The organism is Candidatus Bipolaricaulota bacterium (assembly GCA_035528115.1).
In the GTDB taxonomy this organism is placed as follows: Bacteria; Patescibacteriota; Patescibacteriia; order UBA11705; family DATKZF01; genus DATKZF01.
In genome coordinates this window covers 199413-216062 of the sequence record DATKZF010000003.1, presented here as the reverse complement: position 1 = coordinate 216062, position 16650 = coordinate 199413, and the positions used below count along the sequence as shown (strand labels likewise).

The 16650-nt window shown below is 45.7% G+C and carries 12 protein-coding genes and 1 tRNA gene; all 13 read left to right on the top strand.

The window, feature by feature from the left end:
• The first annotated feature begins 41 nt into the window (after window positions 1–41).
• The 13 genes from VMX18_03000 (at window position 42) to pyk (ending at window position 16542) form a co-directional block, all read left to right on the top strand.
• Entirely contained in the window at window positions 42–725 is a 684-nt protein-coding gene (locus VMX18_03000) for a hypothetical protein (GenBank protein ID HUT22351.1), read from the top strand.
• The gene (locus tag VMX18_02995) at window positions 722–1594 is read left to right on the top strand and encodes a hypothetical protein (GenBank protein HUT22350.1); all 873 of its coding nucleotides are present in this window, start codon (window positions 722–724) and stop codon (window positions 1592–1594) included. The genes VMX18_03000 and VMX18_02995 overlap by 4 nt, the downstream gene beginning before the upstream one ends.
• The gene (locus VMX18_02990) at window positions 1587–4448 is read left to right on the top strand and encodes a fibronectin type III domain-containing protein (protein HUT22349.1); all 2862 of its coding nucleotides are present in this window, start codon (window positions 1587–1589) and stop codon (window positions 4446–4448) included. Before VMX18_02995 ends, VMX18_02990 begins: the two co-directional genes overlap by 8 nt.
• Window positions 4449–4565: 117 nt before the next feature.
• Window positions 4566–9278, top strand: coding sequence for a hypothetical protein (locus tag VMX18_02985; protein HUT22348.1), 4713 nt, complete (start codon window positions 4566–4568; stop codon window positions 9276–9278).
• Between the two features lie 60 nt (window positions 9279–9338).
• Window positions 9339–11669, top strand: coding sequence for a tetratricopeptide repeat protein (locus VMX18_02980; GenBank protein HUT22347.1), 2331 nt, complete (start codon window positions 9339–9341; stop codon window positions 11667–11669).
• A 72-nt stretch (window positions 11670–11741) separates the two neighbouring features.
• Complete coding sequence (locus VMX18_02975; GenBank protein HUT22346.1) at window positions 11742–12182, top strand: polymer-forming cytoskeletal protein; 441 nt, start codon at window positions 11742–11744, stop codon at window positions 12180–12182.
• A gap of 24 nt (window positions 12183–12206) precedes the next feature.
• A complete protein-coding gene (locus tag VMX18_02970) occupies window positions 12207–12992 on the top strand; it encodes a diacylglycerol kinase family protein (GenBank protein ID HUT22345.1) in 786 nt (261 codons plus the stop codon).
• Window positions 12993–13209: 217 nt separating this feature from the next.
• Window positions 13210–13398 carry a ferredoxin gene (locus VMX18_02965; protein ID HUT22344.1) on the top strand — a complete coding sequence of 63 codons (189 nt, stop codon included), beginning with the start codon at window positions 13210–13212 and terminating at the stop codon, window positions 13396–13398.
• A 187-nt stretch (window positions 13399–13585) separates the two neighbouring features.
• A tRNA-Leu gene (locus VMX18_02960) sits at window positions 13586–13673 on the top strand.
• 163 nt (window positions 13674–13836) lie between these two features.
• Window positions 13837–14076, top strand: a complete 240-nt coding sequence (locus VMX18_02955) for a hypothetical protein (protein HUT22343.1) — start codon at window positions 13837–13839, stop codon at window positions 14074–14076.
• 11 nt (window positions 14077–14087) lie between these two features.
• Window positions 14088–14639, top strand: coding sequence for a class I SAM-dependent methyltransferase (locus VMX18_02950; GenBank protein ID HUT22342.1), 552 nt, complete (start codon window positions 14088–14090; stop codon window positions 14637–14639).
• A 3-nt stretch (window positions 14640–14642) separates the two neighbouring features.
• A complete protein-coding gene (locus VMX18_02945) occupies window positions 14643–14999 on the top strand; it encodes a YraN family protein (GenBank protein HUT22341.1) in 357 nt (118 codons plus the stop codon).
• A 103-nt stretch (window positions 15000–15102) separates the two neighbouring features.
• The gene (pyk, locus tag VMX18_02940; GenBank protein HUT22340.1) at window positions 15103–16542 is read left to right on the top strand and encodes a pyruvate kinase; all 1440 of its coding nucleotides are present in this window, start codon (window positions 15103–15105) and stop codon (window positions 16540–16542) included.
• Window positions 16543–16650 lie beyond the last annotated feature (108 nt).

The window sequence follows — 16650 nt, the reverse complement described above, 5'->3', positions numbered from 1 at the left end:
TGTTTTTTTTGTATAATTAAAGAGAAATAAAACTGAGTTTTATGAAACTTGGAAATCTTGTGTATTTGTTGGCTTTGTTGCTTTTGCCGACAGCGGTTTTCGCGACCGGCATGGCCGGCGTCACTTATGAAATCCCTTTTGATTCCATCAATATAGGAGGAGGCGATTTCGCGACTTCGGAAAATTACGGCATGTTCGATTCCGTGGGTCAAGCCGCCACCGGGTATTCTTCATCGGCGAGTTATGCCATGTCCATGGCCGGCTACAGGCAGGCTGACGCGGCGCCCACCACTTTGACTTTGACACTAAGCTCCGCCAGTTTGGATCTGGGACAGATCAGACCCAATGAAAGTTCCACCGGAGCCATTACCACCACGGTGACCACCAATTCTTCCAACGGCTATAATTTATATGTCCAACAAGACGCGGATTTAGCTTTCGGATCATATACCATACCGGCGTTTTCCGGCACGATCGCGTCGCCCATAGTTTGGACCGGCAATGGTTTCGGTTTTTCCTTGAATTCGGGAACTGCTCTTGAAGCCAAATGGGGAGCCGGAGTCAATTTCGCGGGTCTGCCGGCCAGCGCCACGGCCATTCATTCGAAAACAGGATTTTTAGCCACGGCCGATGATACCGTGGTTGGTTTTAAGGTTCAGGTCGGCACGCAAAACCCCGGTGTATATACAAACACCATTACTTTCACAGCTTTGCCGCAATTATGATATTAAGAAAATTTACAATTGTTATTTTGCTTAGCGTCTTGGTTTTAAGCTTTTTTTCGTTTTCTTATCCGGCCTCGGCCGCGGATGACATATCTTTGGGCATTGCTCCGCTGAAAGCTTTTTTTTCGCTCGAGCCGGGAAACACCTCTTCCGGCAACGTGACTTTGAGCAATTTATCCGATTATAAATTGAAAATAAAACCCCGAGTCGTCGCTTTTGAGACAATTGACGAATGGGGGACATTGTCGCTGGCCGAGGGAGATTTCAGCGATTACATTAAATTGCCGGTCAGCATCTTTGATCTTGAGCCGCGCGAAGATCGACAGATCACCTATAATGTCAGCGTGCCAACCGGGGCTTTGGGCGGAAAATTTTTGGCCATTATGTTCGCTACCGAAAGTCCGGAGACTTCAGGCCCTAAAATTTCAGGTCAAATAGGCGCTTTGGTGTTCATAGAGGCGCTGGGTAGTTTAAATAAGCAAATTTTTTTGCAAAGTTTTGAAGTGAATAAAATATCTTGGGGCGCGGCCGGTTTCAAGCTTTCTGTTAAAAATGAAGGCAATACGTATGTCGCGCCATTTGGCGAAATAAAAATATTGGATTGGCGAGGACGGGAAAAAGAAATCGTGCCCGTGTCCTTTTCTCAGGTTTTGCCCGACAAGGAAAGAATCTTGAATTTATCGAGTGAAAAAAATTTGTTCGGCCGATATAAGGCCCAGCTTAATTTGGTGGATGATGATTGGACTTTGAGGCGGGAGGAAAGAATCTTTTGGGTCAGCTCTCCTCTTGGAGTGATATTGATTTTAGCTGGCGCGGTTATTGTTTTAGGAGTTATTTTAATGATGAAAAAGGGGAGGAAGCATGAGTAAATTTTTGAAAATAGGGTTTGTTTTGGCGGTGTTGACCTTGACTGTCATGGGTCAGGTTAATTTAAGTTTGGCCGCCACAGATGATTCCTCTGTTCAGGTCGAGGTTTTGTCGTCCGGCTCACCTCCACCACCACCACCGCCGCCGCCTCCACCGCCACCTCCGGAAGATACCATTCCTCCGGTGATTTCCAATATTCAGGTGATAAACATTACTTCCGATTCCGCCACTATCACTTGGACGACCAATGAGGAGGCCGCTTCGGTTGTTTATTACGGCGATTCGACAGCTTACGGTTTTTCGGTCGGCGACGATAATTATTTGACGTCGCACGGTTTGAATTTGACCGGTTTGACCCCTGAGACTTTATATCATTTCAATATTTTCGCCATTGATGAAGCGGGTAATTCGGCCTTGTCGGGAGATCACACTTTTACCACCGCTTCGATTTTCGGTTTGTTTGTGCCCGGACCGCCGATCTTAACGGCGCTGTCCTCCTCGGCGTTAAATATAGTGATTTTGCCAAACGGCAACGCAACAGATGTTTTATATTTGCTTAATGAAACTTCCACAGGCAAATATTTGCAGGCAAACGGCTCGCTCGGCGACAATCAAGTGTGGCGGACTTATGACAGCTGGGGCAGCGCGTTCGGAAAAAATATTGTCGGCTTGTCCGAAAATAAACAGTACATTTTCAGAGTGAAAGCCAAAAATATTCAGGCTGAAACGGATTGGTCCGGCTCCAGTTCGATTTACACCTTAATCAATAAACCGAAGGCGTTGTTTTTAGTGAACAATGGCTCTGACTTTATCGTTGTCAGGGCTGATGGCTCTTTGCCTAATTTGGGCGCCGGACTGACTTCTCTGTGGTTTGAAAATGTCACCACCGGAAAAAATTCCGGCTGGATTCCATCGACGACTTGGTCAAACGGCGGTTTGAGTGAAAATACCGGCTATTCATATCGAGTCAAAGCCAGAAACGGCGACGGAGTGGAAACTTCTTTCACGGATGTTTTTGTTTTTTCCACCACATTCTTGATCGCTCAATGCAATGACGGAGAGGATAATGACGGTGACGGTTTTATAGATTATCCCGCTGATCCGGGTTGCGTCAGTTTGGATGATAATAATGAATTCGATGAAGCCATTGTCGGTCAATGCGCTGATGGTGAAGACAATGACAATGATGGATTTACGGATTATCCGGCCGATCCCGGCTGTGTCAGTCCGGAAGACAATGACGAGCGCGATGAAATTTTGATCACTCCGCAATGCCAAGACGGACTCGATAATGACAATGACGGCCGTGTGGATTATCCGGCCGATTTGGGCTGTGAGACTCCGGATGACAACAACGAAGTCGACGGGGAATTGATCATTGCCCGCTGCAGCGACGGACTGGATAATGACAACGATGGGTTGACTGATTATCCGCTTGATCCGGGTTGCGTTTCCGCGGATGATAATGACGAATCGGATCAGATTATTTTGGCGCAATGCCAAGACGGAGTTGATAATGACAACGATGGATTGACCGATTATCCGGCGGATACGGGTTGCGCAAGCGAGAAAGATAATGATGAAAAGAATGAGGAAGCGGAGCCGATTTCCGTGATTTCCAATATCATTGAGGACATAAAAGAAAGCGCTGTCGGATCGAAATTAAATGACGCGCTATCCATGGTTGGGGATTCTGCGCCGGTCAAATATCTTACTGATAACTTTTTTAATAATCCGAAAGTCGAAGAAGCCACGAAAAAATACGGCTTTCCGGCCATTGCCGCGATTTCTGCGCTCAGCGTGATTTCAGTGGCTTCATTCGCCGGGCTTTTGCCATATTTGTTGTTGTTGTTTTCCGAACCGATTTTGGCTTTTTTCAAGAAGAAAAGAAAACAATTCGGTGTTGTTTACGATTCAATCACCAAGCAGCCTATTGATTTGGCGATTTTGAGGTTGTTTGAAGCGGAAACGAATAAATTGGCCAAAACGAAAGTGTCCGATTCGAGCGGGAGATTCGCTTTCTCCGTTAAGCCCGGAAAATATTTCATTAAAGTTTTTAAAAAAGATTATGCGTTCCCTTCCGTTATTTTGAAAGATCAAAAGGAAGATCTTCTTTATCTTGATGTTTATCATGGAGAAATGATCGCGGTCGATGAAAATGCCGTCGTGGTGCCGAATATCCCGCTGGACGCCGATCAGAAGCCGGAACCGTCCAAGAAAGTTTTATTGATTTATACTTTGAGAAAATTTCAAAAAGTCTTGGCGCTGACCGGGCCGATCGCCGCGTTTGTAATGTTTTTAATAAAGCCGAGCGCGTGGCTTTTGGGCTTGGTTTTGTTGCATGTTTTGCTTTTCGCTCTGTTTAAGCGGCTGGCCGCCGGCCGCCGACCCAAAGGCTGGGGCATTGTGTCCGACTCGGGCAACAGAAAACCGATCAATAAAACGGTGGTTCGGCTTTACGATAACAAATACAATAAATTGCTGGATACTCAAGTGACCGATCAGCAAGGTAAGTACAGCTTCCTGGCCGGTCAAAATACCTATTATATCACCGCTGAAAAAGAAGGGTTTGAAAATGTTAAAACAGAGCTGATAGAACAAGGGAAAGCCGAAGGCGCGGCATTATCCAGGAATCTATTTTTGGCCAGACAAAGCAAAAATGAGGCTCCGCCGACATTGCCGCCGGCCGAGCCGGTCAAGGCAACTCCTCAGCCTATAAGACAGATTATTCAAAACGCGCCGCATCGTTGGCATGGCGATGAAACGGCTCAAGAAATAAAAGAAAAGGTGAATGGCGTTGATTTTAAATATCACGAGCAATCAAAAGACGTGAACATTCCTTGGTCGGAGCAGTAGAAAAAGAAAAGGGGATTCCCTGTCGTTGATTGTTTCGCGATATTATAATAATGTTGATAACTTATTAAGGCATGGAGGTGTTTTGTGTTAAAATATAGTGGAATAAGTTAAGTTTTTGTGAGGGTAAATAAAATTAATTTTAAAAATTGGATTTTCAGCGCTTTTATAATTATTGGCGCGATGTTTGTTTTTGTCTTCAATATTTCCGGAACTGATGCCGCGGTTACAAAGTACATAAATTATCAAGGTAAATTGACTGACGCGGCCGGAGACGCGGTCGCTGACGGCGCTTACACGATCAGATTTAGAGTTTATAATCACGTTTCCGATGACCCGCTGGCTGTCTGCAATCCTGGGGTTAACTCCTGTTTGTGGGAGTCGAGCGTTTCCGTCACTACAGTGAGCGGTTTATTCTCGGTCAATCTGGGAGCGGACGACGTTTTTTCCGACACCAATTTTTCCAATTACAACGGCGCTGATTATTACCTGGGAGTTCAGGTGACGGGAGACTCGGAAATGACGCCGAGAAAAAGAGTCACGGGCGCGTTGTACGCGCTCAACTCAGATAGGTTGGGCGGTAAACAAGAAACCGAGTTTGCGGATTTGGATGAGAATGAAAGTATCACCGGTCTTTGGACAATCGGCACTGGCACGACCGGCGCGGCCTTGAATCAAGGTTCTTTGTATGTTAACGCTTCAAACGATGTCAATGGCCATACGCTGATTGGTATTGCTCAGGACGGTACTTCGAGATTCAATTTAGGAACCACTTCGGCATCCGGCGACGCGCAATTGACCATGTATGCCGATGACGGAACCACCAGCGGAAATATAAGTTATGCGAGTCAGGACAGTTGGGTTTTTCAGGGAGGCTCGATCAAACAAGTTCAGGCGGCCACAGAGTCATTATGGCTGGACGCGTCCAGCACGACTCACACGGGCACGGATGGAGTTTTAAATATTGATGTGACCAGCGACACGAATTTCGTCACCGGAGTCGATGTTAAGCTAAAGTCATCGGCGGGCATGGGCGCTTTTCAATTCCCTTTTAATTATTCGTCTCACTTGGTGCCTAATTCCGGCGACAACGCTAACGCGTATCGAGTGGGGTACTTTTCCAATGTGGCCAGCGATGAAGCTCTGGCGGCCGGAGATTTTAAAGCCAATCTGTTCGGCTATATGTTTTATGCCGATACCATGTACGGTTCCACTGTTCAAGGAACGTCAACGTCAACCGGTTATTATTCTCAAATCGGAAGTTCTTCAACGGGCGGGGCGACATCTTTTTCGTCCGGCATTACCAAGAGCGTGGCTGGCGACGCCACCGGTCTTACAAACGGCATCCAGAGCACGGCCACCGGCAATGTTTACGCGGTTTCAAATTCGGTTGCACATAATGGCATAGGCAGCGCTTACGGTGATAGGAATATGATTTCGGGAGCGTTAATCGGCAATCTTTACGGCGAAAATTCATCGGTGACAGCCAATGCGGGAATGGTCGGTAATATATACGGCAATTATATAGCGGTTACCAATAACTCCGCGTCCGCGGATGGCAATTTTAAAGGTTTATACGTGAGCGCCACCAATAATGCAGGCGGTTCGGTAAATTCTTTTGATGGCGCGCAAATAGTGGTAAACGCGGCCGGTACGCAACCTAGCTCAAACGGTCTTAACGTGGAAAACCAGGCAAGTCTGGGGCAAATTATTTATTTAAATGGCGCGGGTACCGCGGATTACGGCATAAAAATACTTACTTCGCTCGGCATTGGCATGGATCTGAGCGGCGCGACGATCGCCACCGCGGACATTATATTGAGCGAAGGAACGCAGTTGATTGATTTGGGTTCCAACAAACTTTCGTTTAGCGCCAGTTTGTTGCCGGCGACCGGCGACACCTATGATCTCGGAGGCGCATTATATAACCAAAAATGGCAAGATGGAATTTTTTCCAGAAATCTTTATGCCGCGGGCATGTATTTGGGCGGATTGTATTTAACGGACAGTCAGATTTTCGATACTAACAGCAATTTAACTTTGGTGGCTACAGGAGATTCATATGTTTATGTTAACGATCAATTGTCGGTAAACGGTACGATTACCGGCACGGGTACCATTGGTTCCGCAACATCTGCCTGGTCTGATATTTACGTGAACACGGCGCACATCAATAGCGGCTTGAGCGCGACCGGAGACGCCACGTTTGTCTTGGGAGCGGCTAATAAAGTGTCAATCGACGCGGCCACGACTCTCCATACCGGCTCGGCGGCCGGCGCTTTGCAAGTTGATTACAAAAGCAATACCAATAATTCCAACGCTTTGTTGGTCAATATGGACAGTTCGGGAACATCCGGAGGCTCGGCTCTTTACGGAGTTAAAACCGCTTTGACCACCGGAGCCGGCGACTATTCGCTGACCAGATTGTTTGAGGCCAATATTTCGACTGATGCCGCGGCCACGTCGGACGTTTATTCATTCTCCGCCACGGGCACGAAAACAAACGCGGGAGTTAGCAATCTTTTTTACGGCAATACGTCTCATAACGGCGCGGGTGATATGAAAGGTCTATATGAAGCGTTGACTCATAGCGGAACCGGAGATCTTTGGGGTACTCATCAAATTCTTTCTCGGACCGGCACGGGCCTATTGTACGGTTCGCAAAGAACCTTGAGTGTGGGCGCTACTGCCTCTGACGGTTATGGCGATTACACGACTTTTTCCAATTCCGCCGATTTCACTGATTTTACTGGTTATTATTTGGATATGACCCATGACACCACGGCGGCCACGACGGGAACAATGACCGGCCTTGATATTACGTTGAAAAACCAAGCAGTCGCTCAGAATTCCTATGGAATAAAATTGGATATTAATAATTCATCTAATCCCACCGGGGACTCGGAGGGAATTAGGATCAATAGCGTGTCCGGCAATCTAGACAGTTTTATCGTTTTGAACAATGCCGCCCAATTCGGTTTGGATATGGATAGCGCTAGTTTCACCAGTTATGATATCCGTTTATCCGATGGTGAATATATAAAAAACGCAGCCAACGATACGATTGAGCTGGGAGGCAGAGTTAATGTGCCTGCTTACACCACTTCTCCGGCGTTCGAAGTGACGTTAAATCATTCCGACACTAACAACGGTTACGGAGCGCTGAGCGCCATTACCACCGGAGTCAGTGGCGTGACTTATGGAATTTACGCGTCGAATGACTCTTCCGATATCAATTCCGCGGGCGGAGAATTTCATGCCTCAGCCGGCAGAGCGGTGTCCGGAATTGCGTCCACCGGTTGGGCCGGATTTTTTTATAGCGACGAAGGTGTCTTTATGAGCAAGCTAAGCGTCGGCGACACGGCTTCTCCGGATTATAATACCATTGGCACGGGCTCGGCCAATCACGCTTCCATCGATTCGGCCAGCGATTTGTTTATCGAGGATGATTTGGAGGTTGACGGACTGGCTTTCTTTGACGGCGGACATACTGATATCGCCGAATACATTATTGTTACCGAAAATGGTCAGGATAAAAAGGTTAATTTCATCAATGAGGATGGTTTTAGGAAAACGGATTTGTCCGGAGCGATCTTGATTGCCGATTCGGCTCATCCTGAAAAAGCCATTTTGACCGATTTGCCATATGATAAAAGAATTATCGGTATTGTGGCCACTAAACCGAGTATGACCATCAGCGGCGGCATTAGCGAAAAATACGGATACCCGCTGGTTTTGGCCGGTAGAATTCCGACCAATGTTTGCGGCGAGAACGGTTCGATTGAGATCGGCGATTTTATCACCACTTCGTCTAAGGCGGGCTATGGCATGAAAGCCACTGATCCGGGTATGGTGGTTGGCCAAGCGCTGGAGGCGTTTGCCGGAGAATCCTCCGGTGAGTGCGGGCAAATTATGGTGTTCCAAAATATAGGTTGGTATCATAACGCCGAAGGCGCGGTATCAACTTCCGTCACATTCGGTTTGGAGAACGTCGAAGGCGGGAATTTTTCCAAAATCGATACCAATATTTCTTTGACCAATGATTTGCATATTCAAGGAAAATTATACGGCTATAACAATAATTGGCTGATTGATGAAAACGGCGTATTCACGGTTCATGAAAAATTCGACGGAGGACAAATGGATCTGTACGCGCTGATGAGCGTGAAAAAAGAAATCACCATGTCAGGCCGGGATAAATTGCAAGGAGGGGTAAAACAAGTGCTTTTTGATAATAATATAGATAAATTAATAAGCGATGATTATAATGTTTTAATCACGCCGACCGGACCTTGCCAAGGACTTTTCGTGGTGGAAAAGAAAAATGTCGGTTTTGTCGTCAGGGAATTGGGCGGCGGGACTTCCGATGTTTCATTTGACTGGATGATTGTGGCGCCGAGAAGCGGATTCGCGTCTCCGACGACTGATCCAATTGACAATATTATTATCGCGCCGGGAGCGCCGGAATCATTGCCGGAAACGGAACCCGCAGCGGAGCAATCAGCGGATATTGAAAATGGAACGGAACCGGATAGCGTCCTTGATGAAGTCGGCGAAGCCCCTGATCCGTCATTGCCGAATGAGGAAGGAGTCGACGCCCCTGATGACGCGGGAGCTGTCATTGATGAAGCGTCAGCAAGCGAGCAAACGGCGCCGGAAGGCGATAGCGCGGTTGGAGTATTCGATGGCGGCGAGGCCGGAGATGCCGATCTCGGTTCCGGCGGTGTGAGCGATTCTTCCGAAGCGGCGGCAAGCGAAACGATCGCTCCGGCTGCGAGCGAGGCGCCCGCTCCGGCAGGTGATGGAGGCGAATCAAGCGATACGGGAGAATGATTGAATCTTTATTTATATTGATAAAAGCAGTTTTTTCCAAAACTGCTTTCTGTGTCATCTATGAAAATAAAAGAAGTTTTGTTGGATCTTTTTGAGAATTTTACGCGGCTTTTCATTTTTTTAATACCGTTTGCTGTTTTGTTTTTTTTGCCGAATCATTCTTTCGTTTCACAAAGCAAACAGTTTTATATCATAGGGTTGGCGCTTCTATTGTTGTTTTTTTGGTGTGGTTGGCTTTTGCTTAAAGGAAAACATGATTTTAGGAGCGACAAGGTAATTTATATTGCTCCAGCTCTTTTATTTTTGGCCACGCTGGTTTCAGCTTTGTTTTCCAAATATCGCTATGGCAGTTTTTGGGGCGTTGAGACTTGGACGGGTAGCGTCATGACACTCGCCGCATTTTTAATTATTTTTTTCGTATTGATAAATTATTTTAGAAAAGGGCAGCATCAAAAATTGATGTTGATGTTGTCGTCGCTCGCGGCCGTCGCGGAATCGCTGTTGGTTTTGTCCGGCGCCGGACTGATAAAAGCGGCTTGGCTGCCCGTGAATTTACTGGGGCATAACGCGGCGACCGGGCTTATAGCCATAATGAGTTTAATGGTTTGTTTGGGGTTATTCGCGGATTTCCTGAAAAATAAAAAGGATTTGTGTCTCGCCATGTCAGCGGCCGTAATATCTTTAATCAATTTAATCGCTTTGGCGATGGTCGGAGGTCGGAAGGACTGGGGGATTTTATTGGGAGCGGTTTTTGTTTTTATAGCTTTTTATAGCCTTAAAAAAAAGAAATTAAATTACAAATTTTTGGTTTTACCGGCGTTGCTCGCGCTTATTTCAATCGGCGGTTTGATCTTCGGCCGCCTCAATTCCGTTTCTTCATTCGCGGCCGAGCCATTGCCGTCAGTTAAAACTTCCTTTCATGTGGCCAAAGAAGCGTTTTTTTCCGCGCCATTGACCGGCATTGGAGTAAATAATTATTCCATCGCCTATAATTTATTTAGGCCGGACAGCGTCAATCAAACAGCTTTTTGGAATGAAACTTTTTATTTTTCAGCCACTAAATTCTCGGATTATTTGGCTGTGGGCGGTCTTGTTTTGGCCATGGCGTATTTGCTGTTCATTATTTATTTCGCGGTGAAAATATGCGGCCGAATGCTCCGGCCGGGACAGAGCGAATATTTTATAGGGCTGTCCGCCGCTTGGCTGGCGTTCGCGATCGGCGGATTCTTTTACATGAACGATTTAATGGTTGAGCTTTTCGGCTGGTTGGTTTTGGCCGGAATCGTCATTTCATTGCTTGATGAAAAAACAAAGAGAAATAGAATCAGGCCGAGCCGGCTGAAAATGGCAATTTGGGTTTTGGCTCCGATTTTAATGGTCGCTTCCGTGGGCGGGCTGTATTATTCTACGAAAAGACTTCTGTCTGCCAGCGCGTATTTTTTGGCCATAAAAAACTCTTCCAACGTTCAGATGCAATCCTTTGTGGAAAAATGGCTGACATACGCGGTCAAATGGGACAAGAAAAACGATAATTACCAGCGTCAGCTGGCCATGTTTTACGTTCGCAGTTTAAATAATTTGAAGCAATATCAGCCCAAAGAGGGCAAGGAAGCTGAATATCAGGCGGCCGTGGAGAAATTGATCAGATCGGCCAATGTCTCGGCTTTGGCGGCCGTTGAAAATAATCCGAACAATTTTTTTAACCACACGACTTTAGCGGATCTTTTTTCGTCGCTCGACGGCTGGACATCAAATTCATCGCAATGGCTGATTTCCAGCTTGGACAAAGCCTTGCGGACAAATTCCAATAACGTGTTAATTTTGAATCGCGCGGCCGACGCTCGAGTGAGATTGGCTTCGGACATAAATATCGCCAAAGATAACCTTGAGAAAGACGACGAAAACATAGCCAATTTGGAAACGCAGGCGGCTGATTTGTTGGGGCAGGCGAAAAATGAGTGCTTGAGAGCCATAGAATTGAAGAAAAACTACTTGCCCACATATTTTACGCTGTCTATGACGGAATTTCATTTGGGTAATGTCGAGTCGGCGATCACGCTTATGGAAAATGTTGAAAAACAAGCGCCGAGCGACGCGGGAGTTAAATATTATTTGGGCGTCATGTACGCGAATTCGAATTTTTCGGAAAAAGCCGTTGAAAAAATCGAACAAGCGGTTTCTTTGGCGCCGACGTTTTCCGACGGCTATTTCACATTGGCCAAAATCTATTACGATCAAGGTCAAATCGCCAAAGCAAAAAATAATTTGAAAAAAATATTGGAGTATGATCCCGGCAATGAGGCGGTTCAGTCAGCTTTGGCTCAGCTGGGAGGCTTGGATGAGTATCAACCTACTTTGCCTGAAATAAGTGACGTAAATATTGAGGATTGACGACTTTGCTTCGGTATATTAAGATAAAGATGCTTATTTTATTATCAGGAGGGATCTAATAATTGAAATTATATGTTTAAAGACCATGATGACGACAACAAGTATCAACCTCAGGAGGGCGACACGGTCATCGGCGCTTCGATTAAAATCGAAGGTGATTTATCCAGTCAGGGCAATATCATTGTCGAAGGCCAGGTAGTGGGTTCCGTAAAGACTGAAAAGCATTTGACCGTAGGTCAAAACGCGCGAGTAGATGCTGAGATCGTCGCGGGCGAAACCGTGGTGGCCGGGGAAATCAATGGTAATTTGACGATTAACGGCAGGACCGAATTGAAGAACACCGCCAGAGTGAACGGAGACATAAAGACAAAAGTGTTAAAAGTCGAAGAAGGCGCCACCATTAACGGAAAAGTGGAAATGGGGGAAGGCGTGGCCGTTTCCATGCCGGCGACTAATAATGACAAAGAAAAAAAAGAGGATAAATCGGTAAAGGACGAAGAAGTGGATTTTTAGTCTTCAATTAAAAAAGAGCGGAATATGTATTATTATTTGTACGACTCTTTTTTAAGCGATGCTAAGTACGAGAAAATCATTGATCGAATCAGGACTCGATTGCTGGATTTGGAAATTCAGGGAAAACCCGGGCATCTGTCATTGCTTAAAAGCGCTAATGAATTAATAGAAGATGAAGTCAAAAACGGCATTAAGACCGTGGTGGTGGTCGGCAATGATAAAACTTTTTTGAAAGTGATAAACATTGTCGCCAAGCATAATTTGACTTTGGGCATCATTCCGATCGGCGAAGATAATTTTATCGCCGAATCTTTGGGCATTCCGCCGCAGGAATTGGCCTGCGATATTTTGGCGGCGAGAAAAGTGGAAGTTATCGATCTCGGTTTGGCCAATGACGTTTATTTCTTTTCGGATATTAAAATAGAAAAAAATTTGTCGAGAATCGGCATTAAAAAAGACACGTACAGTATTATTCCTCAAGCATCGTGTCAAAAAGTGCAAATATTCAATTTTTGTTACAAGAAAGAAGACATTGCCAATAATAGAATTTTAGAAAAAATAAATCCTCAAGACGGACTTGTTGACATCGTCACCATTGAAAAAGGCAACCGCGTTACGGGTTTTTTAAAATCCAAAAAGAATAATTTCAAATACAGCAAAACAATTTTGCCTTCAAAGGAATTGGAAATTAAAAGCTTCGAGTATTTGCCCGTAAAGTTGGATAATTCGTATGTTTTGAAGACGCCAATTAAAGTGAAGGTGGCCGAGAAAAAATTGAAGCTGATCGTGGGCAGGTATCGGAAGTTTTAATCGTGAGTCCTGAAAAATGAAACAAAGAAGGGAATTTGTCATTTCGACTGGAGTGACCCCGAGCGCCTGTCGGCTGGCAGGGAGTCGAGGGGGAACGGAATGGAGAAATCTTTTCCATAAATATTACAGGAAAAGATCTCTCCGCTTCGTCATCCTTCGCTAACGCTTCGGACGACTTCGGTCGAGATGACAACCCTTTTTACTCATTTGTAATAATATGATTCCAAAAGTTGATCAAACAAAATGCATCGGTTGCGGCTTTTGCGTCGGCGTGGCTCCGGAAGTGTTTCAGCTGAACGCTGAAGGCAAATCCGAGATCATCGGCGGAGTTGATTTTACGGCGCATGAAGCCAAAATCAAAGAAGCCGCCGCCGGCTGTCCTGTTTCGGCCATTACGATCGAATAATTTTTTTCGATTGAAATAGCGGATTGACGTTCGTCTTTTTTTGATATATAGTTCAAATTTGAAAGTCGAGCCAGCCGGCTGCTCCTCGAGTCTGAGCGACTAGATCGTCAGACCTCCGTTCGGCCCGAGCTCACGGCCGAGGGCGGAGTCGAAGACCGGCCGGAGCTCGAACATAGTGAGAGCGTAGGCCGGGGTGGTGAAATTTGGTATACACGCTACCTTGAGGTGGTAGTGGGCGAAAGCTCGTGCAGGTTCAAATCCTGTCCCCGGCACCATTCGACTCCCCCTCGACTTCGCTCATGGTGTTCCACCATTTGCACGGCCATAAATGTAATTCCCGTTTTAGCGGGGATTTTTTTGTTTGCGCTGTTCATAAATCTTTGCCCGTAAAGCGAAATTTTGATATAATAAACGCATTGTGAAAAATAACCACATCGCATGATAAGCAGAATCATTATCGGATTTTTAATCGCCGGCGCGGGTTTTATGATTACTTGGAAGACGGACGCGGTATATCGCGCTGTCGGCAGCATGTCGCTCGGCGAGAAATTTTTCGGCGCGGGTGGCACCAGATTTTTGCTGAAATTAATCGGCATTATCGCGATTTTAATCGGCTTTACGGTTATCGTTAATTTACAAAACAAGTTGCTCGGCGCCACTTTGGGTCGTTTGTTTTAATTTTTATAGTTATGCCTTACAGTTTTCTCACCAATCATCATCCGTACAATCCGGCTGAATTGCTCGAAGAACTTCAAGTCAGCCCCGGGCATTCGGTTTTGGATTTGGGTTGCGGTCATCAGGGCTATTGGACTTTTCCTTTGGCTCAAAGGGTGGGCAAGTCCGGTCAAGTGCATTGCGTGGATATTGATCCGCGGGCGATTGATAATATTTCCAGAAAAAGCGCGGAACTTAAATTGTCTCAAATCAACGCTTGCCGGCTGGATTTGGAAAATTTGTCGAATTGCAATTTGTCGGCTGTTGATATCGCGCTTTTGGTCAATGTGTTGTATCAAATCAAATACAGGAACAAATTGATTTCGATGTTGGCGTCTTTGATCAAACCCGGCGGCAAGCTTTTGCTGGTCGATTGGAAGAGAAACGCCAGTTCTTACGGCCCGCCGCAGGAACTGCGAGTCGCGGCTGATTATTTGAAAAGATGGTTGACCCGCGCGAAATTCGAGGTAATAAGAGAAATGCCTCTGGGCGATGACCATTTTGCCAATATTTTGATGAAAAGATAAATTATGACCAATCAGGTGGCCAAAGGCAGAGTCGGCGAGGATATTGCCGCGCGTTTCTTGGAAAATAAAGGTTGCCGAATAATTGTCAGAAATTTCAAAAAATTGGGCGGAGAAATCGATTTGATCGCGGTTGAAAACAACAGCATCGTTTTGTGCGAAGTCAAAAGCAAAATGCCGGACGCTGAATTTTCGCCCGAAGAAAATATCAGCGACAAAAAAATAGAAAAGATGTTGAGAGTTTTTGAAAAATTTTTGGACGAATATCCCGAATTTGAAAAATTCGATCCGCAGATAGATTTGGTTTTCGTGGAGCTGTGCTTTCCTCCAAAAATTGAACATTTGGAAAATATTATGACCTAGCTTGTAGCTTATTGGCTTTTTGGTTGTTCGGTGGCCATATAATTAACTAATTTTGTAATCTGTACTATCTCGTATAAAAATCTGGTACATCTTGTAACTCAATATGCGAAGAACAAAAATAATCTGTACACTCGGTCCGGCGTCGGATAAAATCGAAACCTTAAAACAAATGGTCGAGGCCGGCATGAACGTGGCTCGGCTTAATTTTTCTCACGGCACGCACGCCTATCATAAAAAATTGATGACAAACGTTCGAAAAGTGGCGAAAAGCTTGGATAAGACGATCGCCATCATGCAGGATTTGCAAGGGCCGAAAATCAGAGTGGGCAACATGCCAAAGCGCGGCGTGGATATTAAAACCGATGCCACGGTCGTCATTACCACGAAAAAAGTAAAACAAGGCTCGAGTAAATTGATTCCGGTCGATTATCCTTTGCTTCACAAAGACATTTCCGTGGGCGATCACATCATGATGGTGGACGGACTTTTGGATTTTGAAGTCCATAAAATCATTGATAAAGACATTCATTGCAAAGTGATAAACGGCGGCAAATTGTTTTCGGACAAAGGCATTAATTTGCCCGGAGTGGCTTTAAGCATCGCCGCTCTGACCGATAAAGACAAGGAAGATCTGGAATTCGGCATCCAAAACAATGTCGATTTCGTGGCGTTGTCTTTTGTCAGCGAGGCCGGCGACGTGCATGATTTGCGCTACTTGATCAAAGACATTGAGAAAAAATTGAAAATAAAAAACAAACGCCCGATTAAAATAATCGTTAAAATCGAGCGCCAAGACGCGGTCAAAAATTTCGATGAAATACTGGACGCGACCGACGCGGTGATGGTGGCGCGCGGAGATCTGGGCGTTGAAATCCCGTCCGAAGAAGTGCCGATCAAGCAAAAAGAAATAATCGATAAATGCTTGGATGCGGCCAAACCGGTGATTGTGGCCACTCAAATGCTTGATTCGATGATCAGAAATCCTCGGCCCACTCGAGCGGAGACCAGCGACGTGGCCAACGCGGTGATTGATCACGCGGACGCGGTCATGCTTTCCGGCGAAACGGCCACGGGCGATTATCCGGTTAAGACCGTGGAAACCATGGCGAAAATCGTGGAGCGCACCGAGAATTCGACTTATGACGATTTGGTTTTAAAAGATAAGGTCAAAAAAATAGAATCGACGGACAAAGCGATCGGCAAAGTGGCGAAAATGCTGGTTGACAACATCGACGCCAAAGCGATCGTGGTGGCGTCATTGTCCGGCTTTACGGCCAGAATAGTCAGCCGTTATCGGCCGGAATTGCCTATTTTGGTGTCTTGCGACGATGAGCGCGTGAGAAGACAAATGATTTTGTCCTGGGGCGTTCAGCCGTTTTTGATTTCGACCTGCAAGAGCGTGGAAGAATTGGTTGCTCGCACGATTTCAGATATTAAGGGCGATAAATTGGTGAAAAAGGGAGATAAAATCATTTTGGTGGCCGGCGAGCCCGTGGGCGCCAGCGGCAATGTTAATTTCGTGGAAATAAAAGAAGTTAATTGATCATGGAACATGAATCATGAATCATGAATCATAAAGCAGTAGCTTGAGGCTATTGCTTTTTGATTTTTTTGCTGCGTATAAATGTTCCATGCTTTATGAAAATATGGT

Excerpts from the sequence above, each read along its gene's own strand:
- VMX18_02990 (HUT22349.1), top strand. The coding sequence starts at position 1,587 with ATGAGTAAATTTTTGAAAATAGGGTTTGTTTTGGCGGTGTTGACCTTG.
- VMX18_02965 (HUT22344.1), top strand. The coding sequence starts at position 13,210 with ATGATTCCAAAAGTTGATCAAACAAAATGCATCGGTTGCGGCTTTTGC.
- VMX18_02970 (HUT22345.1), top strand. The coding sequence starts at position 12,207 with ATGTATTATTATTTGTACGACTCTTTTTTAAGCGATGCTAAGTACGAG.
- VMX18_02980 (HUT22347.1), top strand. The coding sequence starts at position 9,339 with ATGAAAATAAAAGAAGTTTTGTTGGATCTTTTTGAGAATTTTACGCGG.
- VMX18_02945 (HUT22341.1), top strand. The coding sequence starts at position 14,643 with ATGACCAATCAGGTGGCCAAAGGCAGAGTCGGCGAGGATATTGCCGCG.
- VMX18_02955 (HUT22343.1), top strand. The coding sequence starts at position 13,837 with ATGATAAGCAGAATCATTATCGGATTTTTAATCGCCGGCGCGGGTTTT.
- VMX18_03000 (HUT22351.1), top strand. The coding sequence starts at position 42 with ATGAAACTTGGAAATCTTGTGTATTTGTTGGCTTTGTTGCTTTTGCCG.
- VMX18_02950 (HUT22342.1), top strand. The coding sequence starts at position 14,088 with ATGCCTTACAGTTTTCTCACCAATCATCATCCGTACAATCCGGCTGAA.
- pyk (HUT22340.1), top strand. The coding sequence starts at position 15,103 with ATGCGAAGAACAAAAATAATCTGTACACTCGGTCCGGCGTCGGATAAA.
- VMX18_02995 (HUT22350.1), top strand. The coding sequence starts at position 722 with ATGATATTAAGAAAATTTACAATTGTTATTTTGCTTAGCGTCTTGGTT.
- VMX18_02975 (HUT22346.1), top strand. The coding sequence starts at position 11,742 with ATGTTTAAAGACCATGATGACGACAACAAGTATCAACCTCAGGAGGGC.